Annotated in this window: 22 protein-coding genes; 4 read left to right on the top strand and 18 right to left on the bottom strand. The window is 70.1% G+C overall.

All coding sequences use genetic code 11. The features are described from left to right. Positions 1 to 2: 2 nt before the first annotated feature. From H6H00_RS20065 to H6H00_RS20030, 8 genes are read right to left on the bottom strand one after another with little or no spacing between them, the layout of a single operon-like run. On the bottom strand, positions 3 to 1,169 hold the full coding sequence (locus tag H6H00_RS20065; RefSeq protein ID WP_185717279.1) for an ABC transporter substrate-binding protein: 1,167 nt from the start codon (positions 1,167 to 1,169) through the stop codon (positions 3 to 5). Beyond that, positions 1,166 to 1,918 (bottom strand): ABC transporter ATP-binding protein, encoded by a 753-nt coding sequence (locus H6H00_RS20060; protein WP_185717278.1) that lies wholly within the window; start codon positions 1,916 to 1,918, stop codon positions 1,166 to 1,168. The genes H6H00_RS20065 and H6H00_RS20060 overlap by 4 nt, the downstream gene beginning before the upstream one ends. Then, positions 1,899 to 4,604: a branched-chain amino acid ABC transporter permease/ATP-binding protein gene (locus H6H00_RS20055; RefSeq protein ID WP_185717277.1), complete on the bottom strand. Its 2,706-nt coding sequence runs from the start codon at positions 4,602 to 4,604 to the stop codon at positions 1,899 to 1,901. Before H6H00_RS20055 ends, H6H00_RS20060 begins: the two co-directional genes overlap by 20 nt. After that, positions 4,601 to 4,816, bottom strand: a complete 216-nt coding sequence (locus H6H00_RS20050; RefSeq protein ID WP_185717276.1) for a hypothetical protein — start codon at positions 4,814 to 4,816, stop codon at positions 4,601 to 4,603. The genes H6H00_RS20055 and H6H00_RS20050 overlap by 4 nt, the downstream gene beginning before the upstream one ends. Next, a complete protein-coding gene (locus H6H00_RS20045; RefSeq protein WP_185717275.1) occupies positions 4,813 to 6,201 on the bottom strand; it encodes a phenylacetate--CoA ligase family protein in 1,389 nt (462 codons plus the stop codon). Before H6H00_RS20045 ends, H6H00_RS20050 begins: the two co-directional genes overlap by 4 nt. 8 nt (positions 6,202 to 6,209) lie before the next feature. Then, positions 6,210 to 7,004, bottom strand: a complete 795-nt coding sequence (locus H6H00_RS20040; protein ID WP_185717274.1) for an enoyl-CoA hydratase/isomerase family protein — start codon at positions 7,002 to 7,004, stop codon at positions 6,210 to 6,212. After that, a complete protein-coding gene (locus tag H6H00_RS20035) occupies positions 7,004 to 7,342 on the bottom strand; it encodes a MaoC/PaaZ C-terminal domain-containing protein (protein WP_185717273.1) in 339 nt (112 codons plus the stop codon). The genes H6H00_RS20040 and H6H00_RS20035 overlap by 1 nt, the downstream gene beginning before the upstream one ends. Then, positions 7,339 to 7,728, bottom strand: a complete 390-nt coding sequence (locus H6H00_RS20030; RefSeq protein WP_185717272.1) for an FAS1-like dehydratase domain-containing protein — start codon at positions 7,726 to 7,728, stop codon at positions 7,339 to 7,341. Before H6H00_RS20030 ends, H6H00_RS20035 begins: the two co-directional genes overlap by 4 nt. 217 nt (positions 7,729 to 7,945) lie before the next feature. Here H6H00_RS20030 and H6H00_RS20025 point away from each other — a divergent pair, with 217 nt between their 5' ends. Genes H6H00_RS20025 through H6H00_RS20015 form a run of 3 tightly spaced genes read left to right on the top strand, consistent with a single transcriptional unit; the run spans position 7,946 to position 9,239 of the window. Continuing rightward, positions 7,946 to 8,665, top strand: a complete 720-nt coding sequence (locus H6H00_RS20025; protein WP_185717271.1) for a Phenylacetic acid catabolic protein — start codon at positions 7,946 to 7,948, stop codon at positions 8,663 to 8,665. Next, positions 8,665 to 8,955, top strand: coding sequence for a hypothetical protein (locus H6H00_RS20020; RefSeq protein WP_185717270.1), 291 nt, complete (start codon positions 8,665 to 8,667; stop codon positions 8,953 to 8,955). The genes H6H00_RS20025 and H6H00_RS20020 overlap by 1 nt, the downstream gene beginning before the upstream one ends. Next, on the top strand, positions 8,952 to 9,239 hold the full coding sequence (locus H6H00_RS20015) for a hypothetical protein (protein WP_185717269.1): 288 nt from the start codon (positions 8,952 to 8,954) through the stop codon (positions 9,237 to 9,239). Before H6H00_RS20020 ends, H6H00_RS20015 begins: the two co-directional genes overlap by 4 nt. On the opposite strand, the gene H6H00_RS32895 is transcribed toward H6H00_RS20015, so the two are convergent. Then, complete coding sequence (locus H6H00_RS32895; RefSeq protein WP_185717268.1) at positions 9,195 to 9,695, bottom strand: transposase; 501 nt, start codon at positions 9,693 to 9,695, stop codon at positions 9,195 to 9,197. The genes H6H00_RS20015 and H6H00_RS32895 overlap by 45 nt on opposite strands. Before the next feature lie 251 nt (positions 9,696 to 9,946). Here H6H00_RS32895 and H6H00_RS31925 point away from each other — a divergent pair, with 251 nt between their 5' ends. Beyond that, a complete protein-coding gene (locus H6H00_RS31925; RefSeq protein WP_221775603.1) occupies positions 9,947 to 10,411 on the top strand; it encodes a hypothetical protein in 465 nt (154 codons plus the stop codon). 376 nt (positions 10,412 to 10,787) lie between these two features. On the opposite strand, the gene H6H00_RS20000 is transcribed toward H6H00_RS31925, so the two are convergent. The 9 genes from H6H00_RS20000 to fdxA all read right to left on the bottom strand — a co-directional run bounded on the left by H6H00_RS20000 (position 10,788) and on the right by fdxA (position 18,735). Beyond that, on the bottom strand, positions 10,788 to 11,033 hold the full coding sequence (locus H6H00_RS20000; protein WP_185717267.1) for a hypothetical protein: 246 nt from the start codon (positions 11,031 to 11,033) through the stop codon (positions 10,788 to 10,790). Positions 11,034 to 11,124: 91 nt separating this feature from the next. Then, positions 11,125 to 11,907: an IS3 family transposase gene (locus H6H00_RS19995; protein WP_255425847.1), complete on the bottom strand. Its 783-nt coding sequence runs from the start codon at positions 11,905 to 11,907 to the stop codon at positions 11,125 to 11,127. Between the two features lie 91 nt (positions 11,908 to 11,998). Then, positions 11,999 to 12,286 (bottom strand): transposase, encoded by a 288-nt coding sequence (locus H6H00_RS19990; RefSeq protein ID WP_185717266.1) that lies wholly within the window; start codon positions 12,284 to 12,286, stop codon positions 11,999 to 12,001. A gap of 32 nt (positions 12,287 to 12,318) precedes the next feature. Beyond that, complete coding sequence (locus tag H6H00_RS19985; protein WP_185717265.1) at positions 12,319 to 12,546, bottom strand: DUF6414 family protein; 228 nt, start codon at positions 12,544 to 12,546, stop codon at positions 12,319 to 12,321. A 94-nt stretch (positions 12,547 to 12,640) separates the two neighbouring features. After that, on the bottom strand, positions 12,641 to 13,906 hold the full coding sequence (locus H6H00_RS19980) for an IS256 family transposase (protein ID WP_185717264.1): 1,266 nt from the start codon (positions 13,904 to 13,906) through the stop codon (positions 12,641 to 12,643). A 98-nt stretch (positions 13,907 to 14,004) separates the two neighbouring features. Further along, positions 14,005 to 14,331 (bottom strand): hypothetical protein, encoded by a 327-nt coding sequence (locus tag H6H00_RS19975; protein ID WP_185717263.1) that lies wholly within the window; start codon positions 14,329 to 14,331, stop codon positions 14,005 to 14,007. A gap of 1,697 nt (positions 14,332 to 16,028) precedes the next feature. Continuing rightward, the gene (locus H6H00_RS19970; RefSeq protein WP_255425273.1) at positions 16,029 to 17,015 is read right to left on the bottom strand and encodes a PDR/VanB family oxidoreductase; all 987 of its coding nucleotides are present in this window, start codon (positions 17,013 to 17,015) and stop codon (positions 16,029 to 16,031) included. Between the two features lie 23 nt (positions 17,016 to 17,038). Beyond that, positions 17,039 to 18,400 (bottom strand): FAD-dependent oxidoreductase, encoded by a 1,362-nt coding sequence (locus H6H00_RS32385; protein ID WP_255425272.1) that lies wholly within the window; start codon positions 18,398 to 18,400, stop codon positions 17,039 to 17,041. Beyond that, positions 18,397 to 18,735 carry a ferredoxin gene (fdxA, locus tag H6H00_RS19960; protein ID WP_185717262.1) on the bottom strand — a complete coding sequence of 113 codons (339 nt, stop codon included), beginning with the start codon at positions 18,733 to 18,735 and terminating at the stop codon, positions 18,397 to 18,399. The genes H6H00_RS32385 and fdxA overlap by 4 nt, the downstream gene beginning before the upstream one ends. Positions 18,736 to 18,760: the final 25 nt, after the last annotated feature.

Here is an 18,760-nt window from a genome sequence, read left to right as displayed (position 1 = left end):
CTTCAGCCCTGGGGGGCGGCAGCTGACCAGGTGCCGTCCGCGGGGTCGTAGCGCATCATCACGTAGTTGCCCTCGGGCTCGGGCCGGTGCCGGTCGGGGGTGTAGTCCAGGCGCCAGTTCAGGCCCTGGAAGTCGGTCAGCCCGTCGAGGTGCGCGGAGATCGCGTCGGCCTCGCCGCCCGCGGTGCTCAGCGCGCTGACGATCAGCTGGAACGCGTCGTAGGCGCCCTGCACCACGAAGGACGCCGGAGCACCTGCCCGTTCCTCGAACGCGGACTGGAACGTGCGCACCTGCTCGGCGCGCGCCGGGTCGTCGAGGGTGTCGGGGTCCCAGGCCGCCGACACCGCGAACAGGGTCTCCGACGGCATGTCCGGCCCCGCGGCCTGCAGGAACCCGTTGGTCGTGTTCGACCAGATGAGGGCCGTGGGCAGGTCGGCGCCGAGCTGCCCGAGTCCCTTGAGCGCGACGCCCGCCGCCGCGCCGGACGTGGCGACGTAGACGTACTGCGGGTCGGTCTCCAGCAGCCGGTTGAGCTGGGCCGAGGCGTCGACGTCGGTCGGGCCCATGCGCTCGACCGCCAGCTGCAGCCCGAGATCGGCGTTGGCCGCCTCCAGGTTCTGCACCGCGGTCTCGCCGGTGAGGTCGGTGGTCGCGAGGACCGCCACGCGCTGCAGGCCGCGCTCGACCGCCAGCTCCAGGGTGACCCGGTCGAGCTCGACCGAGTTGCCGGCCGCGGAGAAGATCGGGTCGCCCGGCTCGGTCGTGGCGTAGGGCGAGGGCGTGACCGACGGCGGCCCGGCCGAGAGCACCGGCCGCGCGCCGGCGTGCGAGCCGCCGATCACCGGCCCGTAGACCATGTTCACCTCGTCCTGCTGGACGAGCTTGCGGGCGCAGGCCGCGGCGCCGTCAGGGGTGGTGCGGTCGTCGCAGACGATGTACTCGATCTGCAGGTCCTGGGCGGCCGGGTCGATCTCCCGGAACACCTCCAGCGCGGTGTTGAAGTCGTTGCCGATCGCCGACGCGGGGCCGGTCAGCGGCAGGATCACGCCGACCCGGTACCCCTCTCCGGGCCCGGTGGGGGCCTCGGCCGCACTACCGCCGCACCCGGCCAGCGCGAGCGCCAGCGCCGCGACGGCGGCCAGGCGCCTGCGTGGGGAAGTCGTCCTCATCGATGCTCCCTCGTTCCTTCTCCGAGGAAGGCCGACCGCAGGCCGCTCGCCTCGAGCTGCTCCGCCGTGCCCTCCGTGACCACCCGACCGCCGTGCATGACGTACGACCGCGTGGCGACCCGGAGGGCCGCTGCGGCGTTCTGCTCCGCGACCAGCACCGTGATGCCGTCGCGGTTCGCCTGCGCCAGGTCGGCGAAGACCTGGCGGACGAGCCTGGGGGCGAGCCCGAGCGAGGGCTCGTCGAGGACGAGCAGCGTGGGGCGGGCCATCAGGGCCCTCCCGATCGCCACCATCTGCTGCTCGCCGCCGGACAGCGACCCGGCCAGCTGTCCGGCGCGTTCGCCGAGCACCGGGAACCGGTCGTGCACCTCGGCCAGCGCGCGGGTCACCGCGGGCGAGGAGTAGCGGCGGTTCCAGGTGGCCGTGCCGAGCAGCAGGTTGTCGCGCACCGAGAGCTCGGGGACGAGCCCGCGCCCCTCCGGCACGACCGCCACGCCAGCCCGCGCGACGCGGTGCGCGGGAAGGCCGCGCAACTCCCGGCCGTCGAGGGTGACCGAGCCTGCGGTGACCCGCGCGTCGCCGACGAGCGCGCGCAGCAGCGTGGTCTTCCCGGCCCCGTTGGCGCCGAGCACGCCGACGAAGTCCCCGCGCCCGACCTCCAGCGTCACGTCGCGGACGACGGTCACCGGCCCGTACCCCGCCGTCAGGCCCGTGACCCGCAGCCCGTCGTCAGACCCCGAGGTAGGCATCGAGCACCTCCTGGTTGCCGCGGACGTCGGCCGGGGTGCCGGAGCCGATGACCCGGCCCTGGCTGAGCACGACGATCTCGTCGCAGACCTCCATGACAAGGTCCATCTCGTGCTCCACGAGCACGACCGCCACGCCGCGGCCCGCGACGCGGCGCAGCACCGCACCCAGCCGCGCCACCTCGTCGCCGTACAGGCCGCCCGCGGGCTCGTCGGCCAGCAGGACGCGCGGTGCGCCAGCGAGTGCCCTGGCCAGCTCCAGCATCTTCTGCTGGCCGGTCGACAGGGTGCCCGCGGGCGCGTCGGCGAGGTGGGCGATGCCGGTCAGCTCCAGCGCGTCGCGTCCGGCGCGCCTCATCCCGGCGCGCTCGGCCGCGGTCGGGGTGAGCAGGCCCCGCAGCGGTCCGGTGCGCCCGAGGCGGTACGCGCCGAGCGTCGCGACCTCCAGGACGGTCAGGTCGGCGGGCAGCCGCGGCAGCTGGAACGTGCGCGTCATGCCCAGGCCGGCGCGGGCATCGGCCGGCAGCCGGGTCACGTCGGCGTCGCCCAGCGCCACCGTGCCCGTGTCGGCGCCCAGGCTGCCGGCGAGCAGGCTGAGGCAGGTGCTCTTGCCCGCGCCGTTGGGCCCGATCAGGCCGACGATCCGGCCCGGCCGCACCGCGACGTCGACGCCGTCCAGCGCCACGAGCCCGCCGAACCGTCTGCTCAGCCCCTCCGCGCGCAGTGCGGGCGCCTCGGCGACGTCCCGCACCCGCGCCGGGCCGGTCGGGACGACCTCGGCGGCCGTGGCCGGGACCACGACCGCAGCCGGTCCGGAGATCCGGGCGGCAAGCCGGCCGGCCACTGCCCGTACGGCCCCGACGACGCCGCCGCGCATCGCCAGCACGAGCAGCACCACGGCGAGTCCGTAGATCAGCAGCTGGTAGCGGGCGACGTCCTCGCCCAGCTCGGGCAGCAGCCGCACGATCGGGATGCCGACGAGTGCGCCCCACACGGTGCCGAACCCGCCGAGCAGTACGCCGACCACGGAGTCGAAACCGGCGCTGAAGCCGAGCACCGGCGGGGAGACGAACAGTAGGAGGTGCGCGTAGAGCACGCCCGCCACGGCCGCGAGCACCGACGAGGCGACGAACACGGCCAGCCGCACCCGGAACGGTCCCACCGCGGCGGCCGCGGCGAGCTGCTCGTCGTGGCCCACGGCGCGCATGCCCGTTCCGAAGCGCGACCGCACCATCCTCAGCGCCACCAGCAGGCTCAGCGCCACCACGATCCAGGTGGCCGCGAACAAGCGGTCCTGGGTGTCGAGCGCGAACCCGAACAGCGACAGCGTGGTCGACACCCCCACCCCGGACGGGCCGCCGAGCAGGCCGGGCAGGCCGTTGACCAGCGCTTCCGCCGCGATCGCGATGGCGAGCGTCGCGAGGGTGAAGTAGTAGCCGCGCAGCCGCAGGACCAGCGCGCCCAGCAGCAAGGCCAGCAGCGCGGTGCCACCGATCGCCACGAGCACGGCCACCCCCGCGCCCACGTCCCACCACTGCACCGAGAGCGCCACGAGGTAGGCCGAGACGCCGGTGAACGTCGTCTGGCCGAGCGAGAGCTGCCCGGTGTAGCCGAGCAGCAGGTCCAGCCCGATGCCGACGACGACGAAGACGCCGATGAACGACCACACCGCCACCCAGTACGGCGGCAGCAACGCGGGCCCGGCCAGCGCGAAGACCACCACGAGCGCGACGCCGATGCCCGCGGCGCGCCGGGAGCGCAGCCGCACCAGCAGCGACGGCACGGCGACGGCGGGCAGCTCGGCCCGCTCGGACGGGCGGGGCGCGCGGGCACCGAACGGGCTCCCGCCTGCGCCCTCCCGCCGCGCCCGGTAGACCAGCACGACCACCAGCAGCGACAGCGCGATCGGCGTGCGCAGCGCGGAGTCGAGGAAGTAGGCGGTCATCGCCTCCAGCACCCCGAGCAGCAGCCCGCCGGCCACGGCGCCGCGGACGGAGCGCAGCCCGCCGAACGCCGCGGCGATGAAGCCGAACACCGTGAGGAGCAGGCCGGACTGGTAGGACACGAACACCAGCGGCGTGACGACCACCCCGGCCACCGCGCCCGCCGCCCCCGCCACCGCGAACGCCGCGGTCGTGACGCCGCGGACGGGCACCCCGAGTATCCCGGCGCGGCCGGACAGCGCGGCCACGGCCCGCATCGCCATACCGAGCAGACTCCGGTGCAGCAGCAGCCACAGGGCCAGGCAGAGCAGGGCGAGCGCCGCGAACAGCACCAGCATCTGCGTCCCGACCCTGGCCCCGAACAGCTCCAACGGCGGCCCGGGCACGAGCTCGGGCAGGCTCCGCTCGTCGGTGCCCCAGATCAGCCGGGCCGCGCCCGCCATCGCCAGCGCCACGCCGATGCCGCCGAGCAGCTGGGAGGCGTGCGGGGCGTCGGCGAGCCGGGAGAACACCAGCCGTTCCAGCGCCGCGGCGAGCACCGCGACCCCGGCCACGGCGACCAGCGCGGCCGCCCACACCGGGAGGCCCGCGGCCACCAGCGTGGTGGCCAGCAGCGCGCCGTAGACGTAGAACTCGCCCTGCGCGAGGTTGACGAACCGCGCGACGCCGAACACCAGGACGATGCCCAGGCCCAGCAGGGCGTAGATCGTGCCGGAGACCAGGCCTCCGAGCAGCGCCTGGGTCATGGCAGGTGCTCGCCGGGGAACAGCTCGTCGGTGTGCCCAACGTAGCCCAGGGCCAGGAACAGGTAGGCGTCGGCCATCTCCAGCGCGCGGTCGACGGCAGGCGAGATCACGGCGGCGCGCTCCCGGGCGAGATGGGCCCGCAGCTCCACGAGTCGCTCGCGCTGGGCGTCGACGTCGGCGCCGAGGGACGGGGCGGTCTCGGTGGTGGTCATCGCGCGCCTCCCAGCGTCACGGCGGGGCGCTCGCCCGCCGTGCGGGTGTCGAAGATCCGCTTGGTCTTCAGCTCGTAGCGGGGCAGCGTCCCGGACGGGACGACGTCGGTCTCCAGCCGGACGCCGACGTTCTCACGCAGGTGGGTGGCCAGCCGCGCGGCCAGCTCGGTGCATCCCTCGGACCCGCTCGCCTCGGCGCGGACCAGCATCCGGTCCATGCCGTCGACGCGGCTGATGTGCAGCTCGTAGTGGTGCGAGAGCCCCGGCACCTCGCTGACCAGGTTCTCCACCGCCGTCGGGTACACGTTGACACCGCGGATGGTGACCATGAAGTCCGCGCGGCCCAGCACGACGCCCGGGAAGTGTTTCCAGGTCCAGCCGCAGCCGTGGTCGGGCCGGTCCTCGATCCGGACGAGGTCGTGCGTGCGGTACTTGATGAACGGCTGGGTGAAGTGCGTGTAGCTGGTGATGACGTGCTCTCCGACCTCTCCGGATGCCACCGGGTCGCCCGAGTCGGGGTCCACGGAGTAGGAGTGGCAGACGTCCTCGATCCCGTGCACGCCCCCGCCCCACTCCGCACAGGACTGGCCGATGAACAGCGCCTCGCCGATGCCGTACGCGTCGTAGATCTGGTCGACACCCCACACCTGACGCAGCCGCTCCCGCGTGCCGGGCACCGAGAAGCCGGCCTCCCCGCCGCCGGCCAGCATCCGGACCCCGGCCTCGCGGACGTCGAGACCCTCCCGGCGGGCGATCTCGGCCAGGTGCAGCAAGTAGGTGGGCGTGCCGCAGACGATCGTCGGGCGCCGCTCCAGGATCTGGCGCACGCGCTGGATTCCGCTCGCGCCGCCGCCGGAGACGATGGTCAGGCCGAGGTTGCGGGCACCCCAGTAGTAGCTCCACAGCCCGATCCACATGCCGAAGTCGAAGCAGAAGTAGATCGAGTCCGACGACCGGATGCCGTGGTCCCACAGCCCGTAGCAGTACTGCGAGCCTGCCTTGTGCATCTCGTAGTGGCCGAACGCCTCGTTGAGGAAGCGCCCGGTCGTCCCCGTGGTGTGGAAGTACTGCTGCCACTCCTGCTGCGGCAGCGCGATCCCACCGAAGCCGCTCTCCGAGGACTCCTGGTCGGCCACGTAGTCCGGCTTGTCGGTGAACGGGAGCCGGTGGTGGTAGTCGTCCCAGGTGCGGATGTCGGCGGGCTTCACCCCGGCGTCGTCGTAGAGGCGGCGGTGCAGCGGGGAGTTCTCGTAGGCCCAGCCGACGAGGTGGCGGATCCGCTGTAGGTGCAACGCGTCAAGCCGTTCGCGGCTCGCGGTCTGGGTGACGGCGTTCCAGTGCCGATGGGTGGCGGGCCGGTGGTGGGTGGCGGCGTCAGTGCTCACGGATCCTCCTAGCGTGCGGTCCACCGCGGTGGCCGCTTCTCCAGGAACGCGGCTGCTCCCTCGCGGTGATCGTCGGTGGTCTTCAGGACGCTCTGGCCGAGGCGCTCCAAGCGCCGCCCGGTCTCCGCGTCGACGTCGGTGCAGGTGTTGAGCACGAGCTTGGCCATCCCCAGTGCCAGCGGGGCGAGCCCGGCGAGGCGGGCGGCTATCGCCCTGGCCGCGTCGAGCGCGCCTCCGGTGGGCACCACCTCGGTGACCAGGCCCAGCTGGTGGGCCCGCAGGGCGCGCAGCGTGCCGCCGAGCATCACCAGTTCCTTGGCCTGCCCCAGCCCGAGGTGGCGGACGAGCCGGGAGCAGCCACCGGAGCCGGGGATCAGCCCGACCCGCGCCTCCGGCATGACGAACCGGGCGCCCTCGCCGGCCACCCGGAAGTCGCAGGACAGGGCGAGCTCGAAGCCGCCGCCGGCGGCCACCCCGTCCACGGCCGCGACGACCGGGACCTCCATCGCCTCGATCGTGTCGAACACGTCGTGGATGCGGTGGGCGTGCGCGCGGAACCCGCGGGTGCCCAGCGCCGTGAGATCGCCCATGTCGCCGACGTCCTCGCCGGCGGAGAAGGCCCGCTCACCCGCCCCGGTGACGATCAGGACGCGGACGCCCGCGTCGAGCGCGATGTCCTCCACGGCCTCGCGCATCTCCTGGCGCATCTGCGCGTTCCAGGAGTTCATCCGCTCCGGGCGGTTCAGCGTGAGTACCCGTACGCCGTCGGCCTCGTCGTCGACGGTGACGAACTCGTGCCCCATCAGCCCGTACCGAGCTGGATCGTGGCGACTGCGCTCCCGTCGGCCTTGCGGACCTCGACGCCCCCGTCGACGGGCACGACCACCAGCTCGTCGCCCGGGAACACCGGGGCCGACAGCCGGGCCTTCGCCGAGCGCAGAGCGTCCGGGCCGAGCTGCTCGACCACGGCGTCGAGCGCGAGGGTGACGGTGAGCGGTCCGTGCGCGATCACCGACGGCAGGCCGGCGGCGCGGGCGAATTCGTCGTCGACGTGCACGGGGTTGAAGTCGCCGACGGCGCCGGCGTAGCGCGCGATCTGCACCCGGTTCACGGGACCCCGCCTGCTCTCCCGGATGCTCATGCCGCCCCCCGCTCGATGAAGGTCACCGACTGGCGCTGCACGAGCGCCCCGTCGGCCCCGGTGAACTCCGCGACGACCACGCCGAACTGGTTGGCGCCCTTCCGGTAGACGTCGTCGACGCAGACCCGGACGTGCACGGTCTCGCCCGCGGCGAAGGGGCGCTCCCACTCGTACTCGACGCCCGCGAGCAGGGCGCGAGACAGGTCGAGGCCCAGCCCGGTGACGACCGTGGACTCGCCACCGACCGTGGCGCCGAACCACGGCACGAGCGTCGCGGTGCCGGCCGCCGAGGGCGTGCCGATCGCGCGTTCCAGGGCCGTCAGCGTGGCGGCGGAGACCGTGAGGTCATCTTCCACCAGCGTCTTTCCCTTGGCGTCCTCCTGCATCAGGGCCTCCGCTCCGCGTTCTTCCGACGAGTCGGTCGAATAATCTGTGAGTGGTGCGAGTCACGTCAAGAGGTACTGACAGGACCACTCCGATGTCGCAATTGACCGTCCCCGAGCACGGTCCCGACGTCAAGACTTAATTCGACCGACGCGTACGTTGACGAAACCCGGCCCGCCGTCCTACCGTCGGGACACCGCAACCGAGGGGAGTCGGACGATGACTGTCGAGGCGACGCAGCGCGTGTACCGGGAGGGCGACCCGGACATCCCGGAGGAGTTCCGCGAACTCCTCGTCCGGATGCTCAGCCACCACCTCGAGAACTCCACGAACCCGCAGTACACCGCGCTGCTCAGCGTGCTGTGGGACAAGTGCATGACGCTGGCGCCCACGGAGAAGCTCAAGACCACCTTCGCCAAGCTCATGGCGCAGGAGGTGGAGCACGGCGTCATCACCGCGCGGATCCTGGAGGGCCTCGGCGTGGGCCCGATCGACGCGCCGATCAAGCAGTACCTGTTCCACCTGCCGATCGACACGTTCTGCGACCTCGCGTACTTCAACGGCCTTGGCGACCGCGTCGGCTGCTACATCGGCGAGACCTGGGAGGGCGTGCCCTACGAGCCGCTGCTCTCGGTGGCCGAGCGCCTGCACAAGGACGAGGTCTTCCACGCGACGCTCGGCATGAGCAACCTCAAGCGCGTCTGCTCTACCCCGGAGGGCATGGAGGAGGCCAACGAGAAGATCAAGACGTGGTGGCCGGCCGCGCTGGACATGTTCGGCCGCTCCGACAGCGACTTCTCCGACGCCTACGTCCGCTGGGGGCTGCGCACCAAGAACAACGCCGACCTGCGCGCCGAGTACGTCGCCGACACCCGCCCGATGCTGGTCGCGCTCGGCATCGAGGTCCCCGACGACACTGCCAACCGGCGCTTCCTCTGATGCGCGACCCGCTGCTCACCCGCCGCCCCCGGTCCGACGGATGGCAGGTCACCGTCACCCGTCCCGATCCGCGGGCGATCCTGTTCGACGTGGCGCTGTCGGACTACCGGGAGTTCTTCTTCGTCGCCGTCGGCGAGCGGTCGCTCGCGATCACCATGTACGACACCAGCGATGACACGTTCCCCGAGCCGCAGACGTTCGTGTTCGCGAAGCCCTACGGCTGGCAGGACGACTTGCCCGACGACGAGGCGCTGCTGCAGGTCTGGCAGGCCGTCGGCGTGCAGCGATGAGCTCCTCGTTCACCGTCCGCGGCACCCGCAACGGCAGCCTGGTGCACGTCACCTGGACCGACGGTGCGCTGACCGGTGACCCGCCGACCGTCGACCTGCTCGAGGTCCAGGCCGAGATCGCGGGCACGGTGCACGACGACGCGCACGCCGCGCGCGCGTTCCCGGCACTGGCCGCGCTCCCGCCGGACCCGCTGGCCGACCCGGCAGGCGCCTACCGGCTGATCGTCCACGTGTTCGATTCAGTACGCCAGACCGAAGGTGCCGTCCCTGCTCCGAACGCGTGACGATCTCGGCGAGGACGCGGCCGGAGCGGACGATGACCAGAAGTCCGCTGACGAGCACGACGCCATCGTGCCGCCCCTCGGCACCCGACGTGTCGTGGGCTGGGCCAGCGACTTCAAGGGCATGGTGTCTTCTCCGCAGCGATGAACCCGTAGATCGCTTCTCGAGTCACCGGTCTGTCTCCCGGGCGAAGAAGACCGCGGCTTTCGCAAGACCTCCTTCTCCAACTCCAGCTCCGCAACCCGACGCCGCAGCCGGGCTAGCTCGGCGCGTTCCTCGCCGCCGACCGCGGCCGGCCCGTCACGACGCTCCCGGCGCAAGGTATCGACCCAGTTCCGCAGAGTCTCGTGGTTCACCCTGAGCTCGCGGGCGACCTCCCGGATCGAGCGGCCACCGTCGAGTGCGAGCTTCGCGGCGTTGCGGCAGAACTCCTCGGGGTACTTGCTACGACGCCCCATCGCGCGTCCTCCTCCTTGGCTGCTGCCAAGTCTGGAGGTGTCCGGCCAGCGGGGGTCACTTCACACCGAGTCATCTGCGTCGACCACGCACTGCCTGCTTACACCGTCGGGAACGCCCCCGTTCCCGCCCCTCCGCGCCAGAAGGCTGCCATCGGCATATCTCGCTGCCCCTGTGGTCATGTCGTCGTGAGTCGCTCGAACCGACGTGGCTTCCCCGCGAGTATGGCGTGGACGCTGCATGGGATCCTGTCGTGACGGACTCAACGCGCGCTTGGCTACCCGAGCGTCATCTCTGGGTCGCCGCAACGCTCTCGCAGGCGGACGAGCTGATCGGGCAGGTCTCTGACCTACTCTTCGACTACCAGACTCAGCCCGCTGGCGTGATCGGGCTGGCCGAGGTACCGGCGGGTCGAATCAGCCGGACCGTCGTCGACCGCGTGGCCCCGATCCCGCGTAGGGTGCCCCTGCTTGTGGCCGACACGCTGGTGACCTTGCGAGCCGCGCTCGAGCACGTCCTGTTCGCCGAGGTCGAGTTCCTGGACGGCTCGCCGCTGGGCGAGAAGGCGGCGAAGCTCGTCGAAATGCCTGCATCGGACACCTACGACACGTTCGCAGCCTGGACGAGAAGGCGCGCCAAGGACGGTCCGCCATCGCTGCGGGCCGGAAGTGAGAGTTCGTGTGGCGTATCAACGGCCTGCAGCCGTTCCATCGCCTGAACGCCCCGCGACTGCACCCTCTGGCCCGGCTGGCCCGGCTGGCCCTGCACACGAACCACTCGAACATAGGACACCAGCGATCACGGCGGTTCGTCTGGCCGCGATGTACCAGGACGACCAGAGGCCACGCTCGGCGAGCGACCTTCCTCCCCGGCCCGAAGTACCGCTGCGCGTCGACGATGTCATCGCGGAGACGCCGATTGGCACCCAGGTCTCCACGACACTGTTCCCGACGATCGGGATCAACCGGGCGGGCACGGACAGGTGGCCAGCACTATAAGTCTGGCCCGTGCACGACCAGTGAGACGCAAGGACGGTCGAGATCTCAGACGCACAACTGATACCTGGACATCGGCCGGTGATGTCGAATCTGCCTCTACAGGATCAAAGGCGCCGCGCCGGCCTCGCTCCCACCGAAGCGCGCGCTGATCTCGAAACCCGATCCAGAGGACGGCACGACCACGACCTGGTGCTCGTCCTCGTAGACCACACGACCTGGATCGTCCGACCGCACCTCGACGCAGTCGACCCCGTGCGCGCGCAGGATCTCCAGGTAGCCCGGGATCAGCTGCAGGAACTCCGTCGCCAAGGTTCTGAAGCAGGACGTCGCGAACGGGTTCACCGCACGGTCGTAGCAGTGCGCATCCGGATAGGTCAGGTGCGTCTCGTACCAGGAGCCTGACCCGGTTCTCCGGACACGATCGGTGTGCTGATCATGCCGCGGTAGCGGCAGGTCTGTGAAGGCCCTCGAACGCGGCCGGGGACAGATTGTCGATGCTGGTGTGGCGTCGGCGCGGGTTGTACCAGGCCTCGATCCACTCGAAGATCGCCGACGACAACTGGGTCGGGGAGGCCCAGTTTCGGGTGTCGAGCAGCTCGCGTTGCATCGCCGACCAGAACGATTCGATCATGGTGTTGTCCACGCTGGAGGCGACCCGGCCCATCGATCCGAGCAGGCCAGCCTCGCGAAGTCGGTGCCCGAACACCCACGATGTGTATTGCGAGCCTCTGTCCGAGTGCAAGATCGAACCGGGGCCGGGTCGGCGTCTCCAGATGGCCATCTGCAGGGCATCGACGACGAGCTCGGTGCGCATGTGATCAGCGATCGACCAGCCCACGATCATCCGGGAGTAGGCGTCGATGACCGCGCAGCAGTACACCTTCCCGCCGGTCGTGGTGGGGTGCTCGGTGATGTCGGTGGCCCACAACTGATCCGGCGCTTCGGCGACGAATCGGCGTTGCACCAGGTCGTCGTGCGGGGCCGGGAGCGGGCGGCCCCGTCCTCGTTTGCGCCGGTGACAGATTCCGGTGATGCCGGCGGCGCGCATCAACCGGGCCACCCGTTTGCGGCCACAGTGGACACCGAGGCCAAGGCGGAGTTCAGCGTGAACTCGTGGTGCTCCGTAGCTGGCCCGCGACATCACATGGATGTCGGTGATCGTGGCCAGGAGGGTGGCGTCGGTTTGCGCGCGCGCAGAGAGCGGCGGGTGGACCAGTCGTAGAAGCCTGACCGGGACACGCCCAGGATCCTGCAGGTCACCGCGACGGGGAAGCCGTCGGCGGCCAGTTCACGGACCAGCGGGAACACTATTTTGGGAGAATGTTCTCCCGGGCGAAGTAGGCGCTGGCCCGCTTGAGGATCTCCACTTCCATCTCCAAGACCCGGTTGCGGCGGCGCAGCTCGACCAACTCGGCTCGTTCGTCGCTGGTCGTGCCCTCGACGCGGCCGGTGTCGACGTCGTCGACGGCCATCCAGCGGCGCAGGCACGACTCGCTGATCCCGAGATCCTTCGCGATCACCGGGACCGTTTGCTCGCCCTGGCGGGCGAGCTCCACGGCGCGACGGCGGAACTCCGGCGGCTTGGGTGCAGGCATCGGACAGGCTCCTCTCCGAGGCGATCATCGCCTCAGAACAGGTGTCCAGGGAAGCGGGTCAGGCTCCGAAACGCTTTAATATTGAACCGCAGCACGAGCTTTTTCCCGGCAGCCTCCCCCAGGAGTTCGCAATAGCCCTTAGCGCCAGCGAGCGTCTCGTCCATCCGCGCCAGATCAATAGGGGCGTCATCGATCTTCAGCATCATCATGTAAGGCGTGAACATCTTCGCGTGAGCCATCGAGCCCTCCGGCGCTGTCACCCGGAGTCCACGCAGCTTTTGAACCCGCTCATCCTGATGGGCGCTAGCAAGGTAGTCGGGAGTGTCAGATGAACGGTGTAACCGGTCGTGATGGCTAGCTTCCGTTGCTGGGAACGATACGTCCGGCGAAGGTGATCGCGAAGGCGTTCAGCGCCGGCTTCCAGCGCATCGCCCACCGGGCCCGGCCCTTCCCGGTCGGGTCGAGCGCTCGGGTGACCAGGTAGAGGCACTTGAGCGCGGCCTGCTCGGTCGGGAAGTGGCCGCGGGCCTTGACCGCGCGCCGGTAGCGGGCGTTGATCGACTCGATCGCGTTCGTGCTGCAGATGACCTTCCGGATCTCGACGTCGTAGTCGAGGAACGGCACGAACTCCGACCAGGCCGAGCGCCACAACGCGATGATCGCCGGGTACTGCCCGCCCCAGGTCGCGGCGAACTCGGCGAACCGGTCCTCGGCGGCCGCCTCGGTGGGCGCGGTGTAGACCGGGCGCAGATCCCGCGCCATCTGTTCCCAGTAGCGGCGGGAGGCGTAGCGGAAGGTGTTGCGGATCAGGTGCAGCACACAGGCCTGGACCAGCGCGTGGGGCCACACGGTGGTGATCGACTCCGGGAGGCCTTTCAGGCCGTCGCAGACCACGATGCAGGCGTCGACCACGCCGCGGTTCTTGATCTCGGTCAGGACGTGGAGCCAGTACTTCGCGCCCTCGCCGCCGTCGCCGGCCCAGATCCCGAGGATGTCGCGGTGCCCGTCCACGGTGACGCCGATGACGACGTAGAAGGGCCGGTTGGTGACCTGGCCGTCGCGGACCTTGATGTGGATGGCGTCGATGAACAGCACCGGGTAGACCGCGTCGAGCGGACGCTGGGCCCATTCGCCCAACTCGTCGAGGACCTTGTCGGTGATCCGCGAGATCGTGTCCTTGGAGACCTTCGCGCCGTAGACCTCGTCGAAATGCGCCGCCACCTCCCCGGTGGTCAGGCCGCGGGCGGTCAGCGACAACACGATCTCGTCGATGCCGTCCAGACGCCGTTGGCGCTTGCGCACGATGACCGGGTCGAAGCTGGCGTCCCGGTCACGGGGCACCTCGATCTGCACCGGCCCGATCTCGGTCAGCACCGTCTTGACGCGAGTCCCGTTGCGGGAGTTGGGGTTCTCCTGCCCGGCCCGGTCGTGGCGGTCATAGCCCAGGTGCTCGGTCATCTCCGCCTCCAGTGCGGTCTCGAGCACCGTCTTCGTCAACCCGGTAAGCAGACCGCCCGGGCCGACAAGCTCCACCCCCTCGGCCCGGGCTGCTTCCACCAACTGCTGGGCGAGCTGCTGCTGATCAATCCGATCCGGCACAGGCTCGATCGTCTCGGTCATTGCTGATCCCTCCCCCGAGCTGCGCTCGGCGTGTCGGACCAGTTACACCGTTCGTCGGACAGTCCCGCTGACCTCGTTGAGGGCGATCTAGCATCGAATCATGCCGTCGGGGCTACCACGATTGCGATCTCGTACGGGTTCGCGTTGGCCAGCACCTCGTCGCCGCCGTCGATGACGGTCTCGAAGATCCCGTCGAGGTCCGTGTCGTCGAGGACGACGTCGGCCAGGCCGTCGCCGTCGAAGCCGAGGGCGATGACGTCGGCGACGAAGGTCCCGTCGCCGGGGGTGTTGTCGAAGGCAGCGATGTCGACGTAGCGGTCGCCCTGGATGTCGACGAGGACGGTGTCGAGCTCGCCGTCCTCGTTGGAGTCCAGCAGGTTGGTCTCGTAGTAGCCGTCGCCGTCGAGGTCGGCCTGCCGGCTCACATCGAACTCGGGCGTCTGCGCGTCGTTGGTGTCGGTCGTGTCGGGGGCGTAACACTCAGAGATCGGATTCCTCCGGGGAGTGAGCGGTGGGTGGGTCGTCGTGAGTACAGACGCCGCCCGGCTCGCTCCGGTTACACCGTCCCAAGACCGTCCTGATCTCTGCGTGCCGGTGCGGTGATTCAACGCGTTTGCGGCGATCCCGACTTGCGCTGACGAACGCCACCGACACCAAGGACTCACCGACGCCAGCGGGAAGCTGTACTCCGGAGCTGTACAACAGCAGAAGCCCGGTTCGAAGATCTCGAACCGGGCTTCTGACCTGCGTGGGCGATACTGGGATCGAACCAGTGACCTCTTCGGTGTGAACTCCCGAGACCACCCAGCTACCGGCCTCTGACCATGTCGTTGTCGGCTGCCGACGTCGTCCGAGAACGTCCCGATCTGTCCACGTTGTTGTCAGAACCGTGTCAGAACGCGCCCGACCACGAGACGGCCACGCAGAAGCCACCCTGCCGACACAAGCTCACCGGTTCTCAGCCTCGTGAACGACGCAGCGAGCCTGACGCCTCGACGTCGTGGTCGACCCGACGGGACCGTTCATCCGCCGAGGTCGCCCGCCCAGGTAAAGCCCGATGGTGCCGGTTCTGGACGTTGGGCCGCTCCGGCGTGTTCGGAGCGGTGACGTTGCGACGCGGCCGAACTCGCTGTCGGGTGCCGGCCGACTCGAGTGCGTGCAGCCGACCGAGACAGGATGCGTTCCGCGGAACGCGGGATCGCGGCGGTGCGCCACTCGTTCGCCGGGCGTCAGTGGAACTTCGGGTAGTGGTGGTCGACGTGCTGGCCCGGGCCAGCTCCTGCATCTCCTCGCGCGGCAGGTGCCAGAACATCTCCATGGCGTACGCGCTGTCGTAGAGCGGGTGCGCGACGTCGCGGCTGGCCTGCACGTCGATGACGGCCGTGCGCCCGGACTCCAGGCCCGCTCCACTGCGCCGCGGATCTGGTCGGGCTCCGTCACGTGCTCGACGTGGGCGCCGACCGTCTCGTACATGCGGTCGTAGCGGATGTCGGGGGTGAAATTGAACCCGCCGCGCGCCGTGGGCCCGAGCAGGGAGAAATCCTTGCCGTAGCAGCAGTTCTCCAACCCGGCGCAGAAGCCGCGAGTTGTGCGAGCCTGTACGCCTCCAGGTCGCGTGGTTCCTCGACGGCCTTGACCAGGCCGTGGTCCTCTTCAGGGGTTGGCCGTTCCTGACCGGGGACGAATCGCGAGCTGGTGGCCAGCCGCCGCAAGGGCCTCGAACGCTTCGCCGGTCGCCTGCTCGACCAAGCGAACGCCATGAGCGGCGTCGAGGCAGGGGCTCCTACTGGTATCACCGTGCGCTTCGCACTCGGCGCCGTTTATGCAGTTTCCGACTGGTACCGATTGATGGTGCCTGGGGGCCGTGCGAGGTCGCTGAAGGATATGCCGAGCTGACCAGGGCGCTCCTGCACCGGCCGGATCACATCTCGAGCACCCTCGGACTCCGGTCGTGAGGACGGCCGGAGGATCGCACCACTCATCGGACCCGATGCCTCGCAGGTCCCGACGTCTTGAACACACTACGCGCGACATCCGGCCGGCGGCCCAGCGCGGGAACGGCCCACTGGCACCAATCCGTCGTCGTCATCGCGCCGATCCCTCCGACATCACACAGCCGTACTCATACGTCGAGCACCAGCCCGTCCCCTCTCGCGCGCGAGACGCAGATCATCATGCGGTCGCCCGCCGCCTGTTCCTCAAGCGTCAGGACGGAGTCGCGGTGCTCGATGGCCCCGCTGATCACCTCCGTCTCGCACGTGCCGCAGATGCCCTCGCGACACGAGGAGTCCACGAACACGTCAGCCTCCTCCAGGGTTTCGAGGATCGACCGATCCGGATCCACCTCCACCGAGATCCCCGACTGTCGGCACGTCACCTGGAAGGCCTTCTGGCTCACCGGCTCAGCGAACTCCTTCGGGGAGAACCGCTCGAGGTGGAGCGTCCCGGCGGGCCATTCGGTCGACCGGCTCTCCACCGCCGCGAGCAGGGCCTCCGGGCCGCAGCAGTAGACGAGAGCGTCGGCGTCGCGGCTCGCGAGGATGTCGTCGAGCGGCAGCAGCCCCTTCTCCTCCTGTGGCCAGAACCGGACCCGGTCGCCATGGGCGGCGAGTTCGTCCTGGAACGCCATGGATCCGCCTCGCCGACCACCGAACCACAGCTTCCAGGCAGCACCTCGCCGGTGAGCCTCCGCGATCATGGGGAGGATCGGCGTGATACCGATACCGCCAGCGATGAAGAGGTAGGACGGTGCCTCGTCGAGTCCGAAGTGATTGCGCGGCCCGCGGACGACCACGCTCTTCCCGACGTTCACCTCCTCGTGGACGAAGGCGGAACCGCCCCGCCCGTCTGGCTCGCGCAGGACACCGATCCGCCAGTGGTCGGTCCGGTCAGGATCACCGCAGAGCGAGTACTGCCGCTCCAACTCCGGTGCCAGGATCAGGTCGATGTGCGCACCAGGAGCCCACGCGGGAAGCGTGCCCCCGTCCGGCCTCCGCAGGGTCAGAGATACGACGCCGTCGGCGGCAGCCCGGCGGTCGGTGACGACCAGCGTCTGCTCGGGATCGGCGGAGTGGTTCGTCAAGCGAGTCACCTCCAGGGTGTTCGTCACGGTTGTCGAGGGGCGGTGCGGCCCTAGACTGACCGCCCCGCGCCGATGGCACGGAGTTCGGCCCAGTCGCTGATCTTCGCCCGGTCCCGGCTGGACGCCTGCCCGCGCAGCACCTCCTGTGCGTCGATGCGCTGCCAACCGACGTAGTCGATGACCTCTGCCCCGAGCGCGGTCAGCGCGTCGTCGACGGCGCCGGCGCTCCGCGCATGAGGATGCAGCAGATCCTCCAGGACTGCCGTGACGGTCTCGGCGGCATCGGCCTTGTTCGTGCCGATGACGCCCTGCGGGCCGCGCTTCAGCCATCCGGTGACGTACTGCCCGGACAAGTGGGTTCCCCTGTCGTCCACGACCCGGCCTGACACGTTCGGCAGGATGCCGCGCACAGGGTCGTACGGCAGTCCCGGCAATGGGTTGCTCCGGTAGCCGACCGAACTCAGGACCAGCCCGACGTCGAGCGCGCGGAACTCCCCCGTACCTTGCGCCGCGCCCTCCTCGTCGAGCTTGGTCCGCTCGACGCGCAGCGCCTCGACGCGCTCGACGCCCTCGATCGCGGCCGGACGGGACCAGAAGTGGAAGTGGATGCGGTGCGGCGCGGCCTGCTGCGCGACGCGATCCGCCGCCCAGGTCCGGAAGACCTCGGCATTCGGCATGACGGGGCCGCCGGTGCCGGCCGGCACATCACGCAGCTCCTCGGGATCGACGAGCACGCCGACACCGCGGAGCTCGCGGAGGTCGAGGAGTTCCTTCGTGGTGAACTTCGTCTGGGCCGCTCCGCGCCGGCAGAGGATGTGGACGTCACGGACGGTGCTGGCGGCGAAGGCCTCCAGCACCGCGGACGGCACGTCGGTCAGCGCCAACGCGCCTACCTGCCGGGTCAGGAGCCGGGCGATGTCGAGCGCAACGTTGCCCGCCCCGACCACGGCCGCAGCCTGCGAGTCGAGCACGAACATGCGCACCGCATCAGGATGGCCGTTGTACCAGGACACGAAGTCCGACGCCGAGCAGCTGCCTGGCAAGTCCTCTCCCGCGACCCCTAGCGGCCTGCTGTTCAGCGCACCGGTCGCGAAGATCGTCGCGTCGTAGTGCAGGTCGAGGAAGGCGCGGTCGACGTCCCGTCCGTACTCGACGTTGCCCACGAAACGCACCCGGTCGTGCTCCAGGGCCCGCTGCAGACTCCGCACCACACTCTTGATCTTCGGGTGGTCGGGTGCCACCCCGTAGCGCACGAGTCCGAAGGGCGCCGGAACGCGGTCGATCACGTCGACGACGACATCGGACCTGCGCACCAGGTCGGCGGCCGCGAAGAGGCCCGCCGGCCCCGCACCGACCACCGCGATCCTCGCTGGGAGCATCTCCTGCTGCTCCTCGTTCTCGTGGGGCCTCACCGCCGCGGGATCGCCGTGACCAACGGCGTGTCCACGCCGACCGGTCCGATGTCCGGCGACCCCCCGATGATGCCGAGCGGTTCATCCCGTCCGGGCAGGACGCTCCAGAAGAAGGCCTTGTTGTCCTCGACGTGGTGCACCTCGCCCGGCTCGACCGAGTCCTCGTAGGCGATCGCCGTCTGCGGACATGCCGACTCGCAAGCGCCGCAGTCGATGCATTCGTCCGGGTGGATGTAGAGCTTCCGCTCTCCCTCGTAGATGCAGTCGACAGGACAGACATCCATGCAGCCCTTGTCGAGCACATCGATGCAGGAGCTGGTGATGACGTAGGTCATGGGGTGCCTCCTCCGGCGCGAACGA

Origin of the sequence: Pseudonocardia petroleophila (genome assembly GCF_014235185.1) — a bacterium.
GTDB lineage: Bacteria > Actinomycetota > Actinomycetes > Mycobacteriales > Pseudonocardiaceae > Pseudonocardia > Pseudonocardia petroleophila.
The sequence above is the reverse complement of the archived record's forward strand: the minus strand, read 5'-3'. Positions and strand labels throughout refer to the sequence as shown.

Excerpts from the sequence above, each read along its gene's own strand:
- H6H00_RS20065 (WP_185717279.1), bottom strand. The coding sequence starts at position 1,169 with ATGAGGACGACTTCCCCACGCAGGCGCCTGGCCGCCGTCGCGGCGCTG.
- H6H00_RS20060 (WP_185717278.1), bottom strand. The coding sequence starts at position 1,918 with ATGCCTACCTCGGGGTCTGACGACGGGCTGCGGGTCACGGGCCTGACG.
- H6H00_RS20055 (WP_185717277.1), bottom strand. The coding sequence starts at position 4,604 with ATGACCCAGGCGCTGCTCGGAGGCCTGGTCTCCGGCACGATCTACGCC.
- H6H00_RS20050 (WP_185717276.1), bottom strand. The coding sequence starts at position 4,816 with ATGACCACCACCGAGACCGCCCCGTCCCTCGGCGCCGACGTCGACGCC.
- H6H00_RS20040 (WP_185717274.1), bottom strand. The coding sequence starts at position 7,004 with ATGGGGCACGAGTTCGTCACCGTCGACGACGAGGCCGACGGCGTACGG.
- H6H00_RS20035 (WP_185717273.1), bottom strand. The coding sequence starts at position 7,342 with ATGAGCATCCGGGAGAGCAGGCGGGGTCCCGTGAACCGGGTGCAGATC.
- H6H00_RS20030 (WP_185717272.1), bottom strand. The coding sequence starts at position 7,728 with ATGCAGGAGGACGCCAAGGGAAAGACGCTGGTGGAAGATGACCTCACG.
- H6H00_RS20025 (WP_185717271.1), top strand. The coding sequence starts at position 7,946 with ATGACTGTCGAGGCGACGCAGCGCGTGTACCGGGAGGGCGACCCGGAC.
- H6H00_RS20020 (WP_185717270.1), top strand. The coding sequence starts at position 8,665 with ATGCGCGACCCGCTGCTCACCCGCCGCCCCCGGTCCGACGGATGGCAG.
- H6H00_RS20015 (WP_185717269.1), top strand. The coding sequence starts at position 8,952 with ATGAGCTCCTCGTTCACCGTCCGCGGCACCCGCAACGGCAGCCTGGTG.
- H6H00_RS32895 (WP_185717268.1), bottom strand. The coding sequence starts at position 9,695 with ATGGGGCGTCGTAGCAAGTACCCCGAGGAGTTCTGCCGCAACGCCGCG.
- H6H00_RS19990 (WP_185717266.1), bottom strand. The coding sequence starts at position 12,286 with ATGCCTGCACCCAAGCCGCCGGAGTTCCGCCGTCGCGCCGTGGAGCTC.
- H6H00_RS19980 (WP_185717264.1), bottom strand. The coding sequence starts at position 13,906 with ATGACCGAGACGATCGAGCCTGTGCCGGATCGGATTGATCAGCAGCAG.
- fdxA (WP_185717262.1), bottom strand. The coding sequence starts at position 18,735 with ATGACCTACGTCATCACCAGCTCCTGCATCGATGTGCTCGACAAGGGC.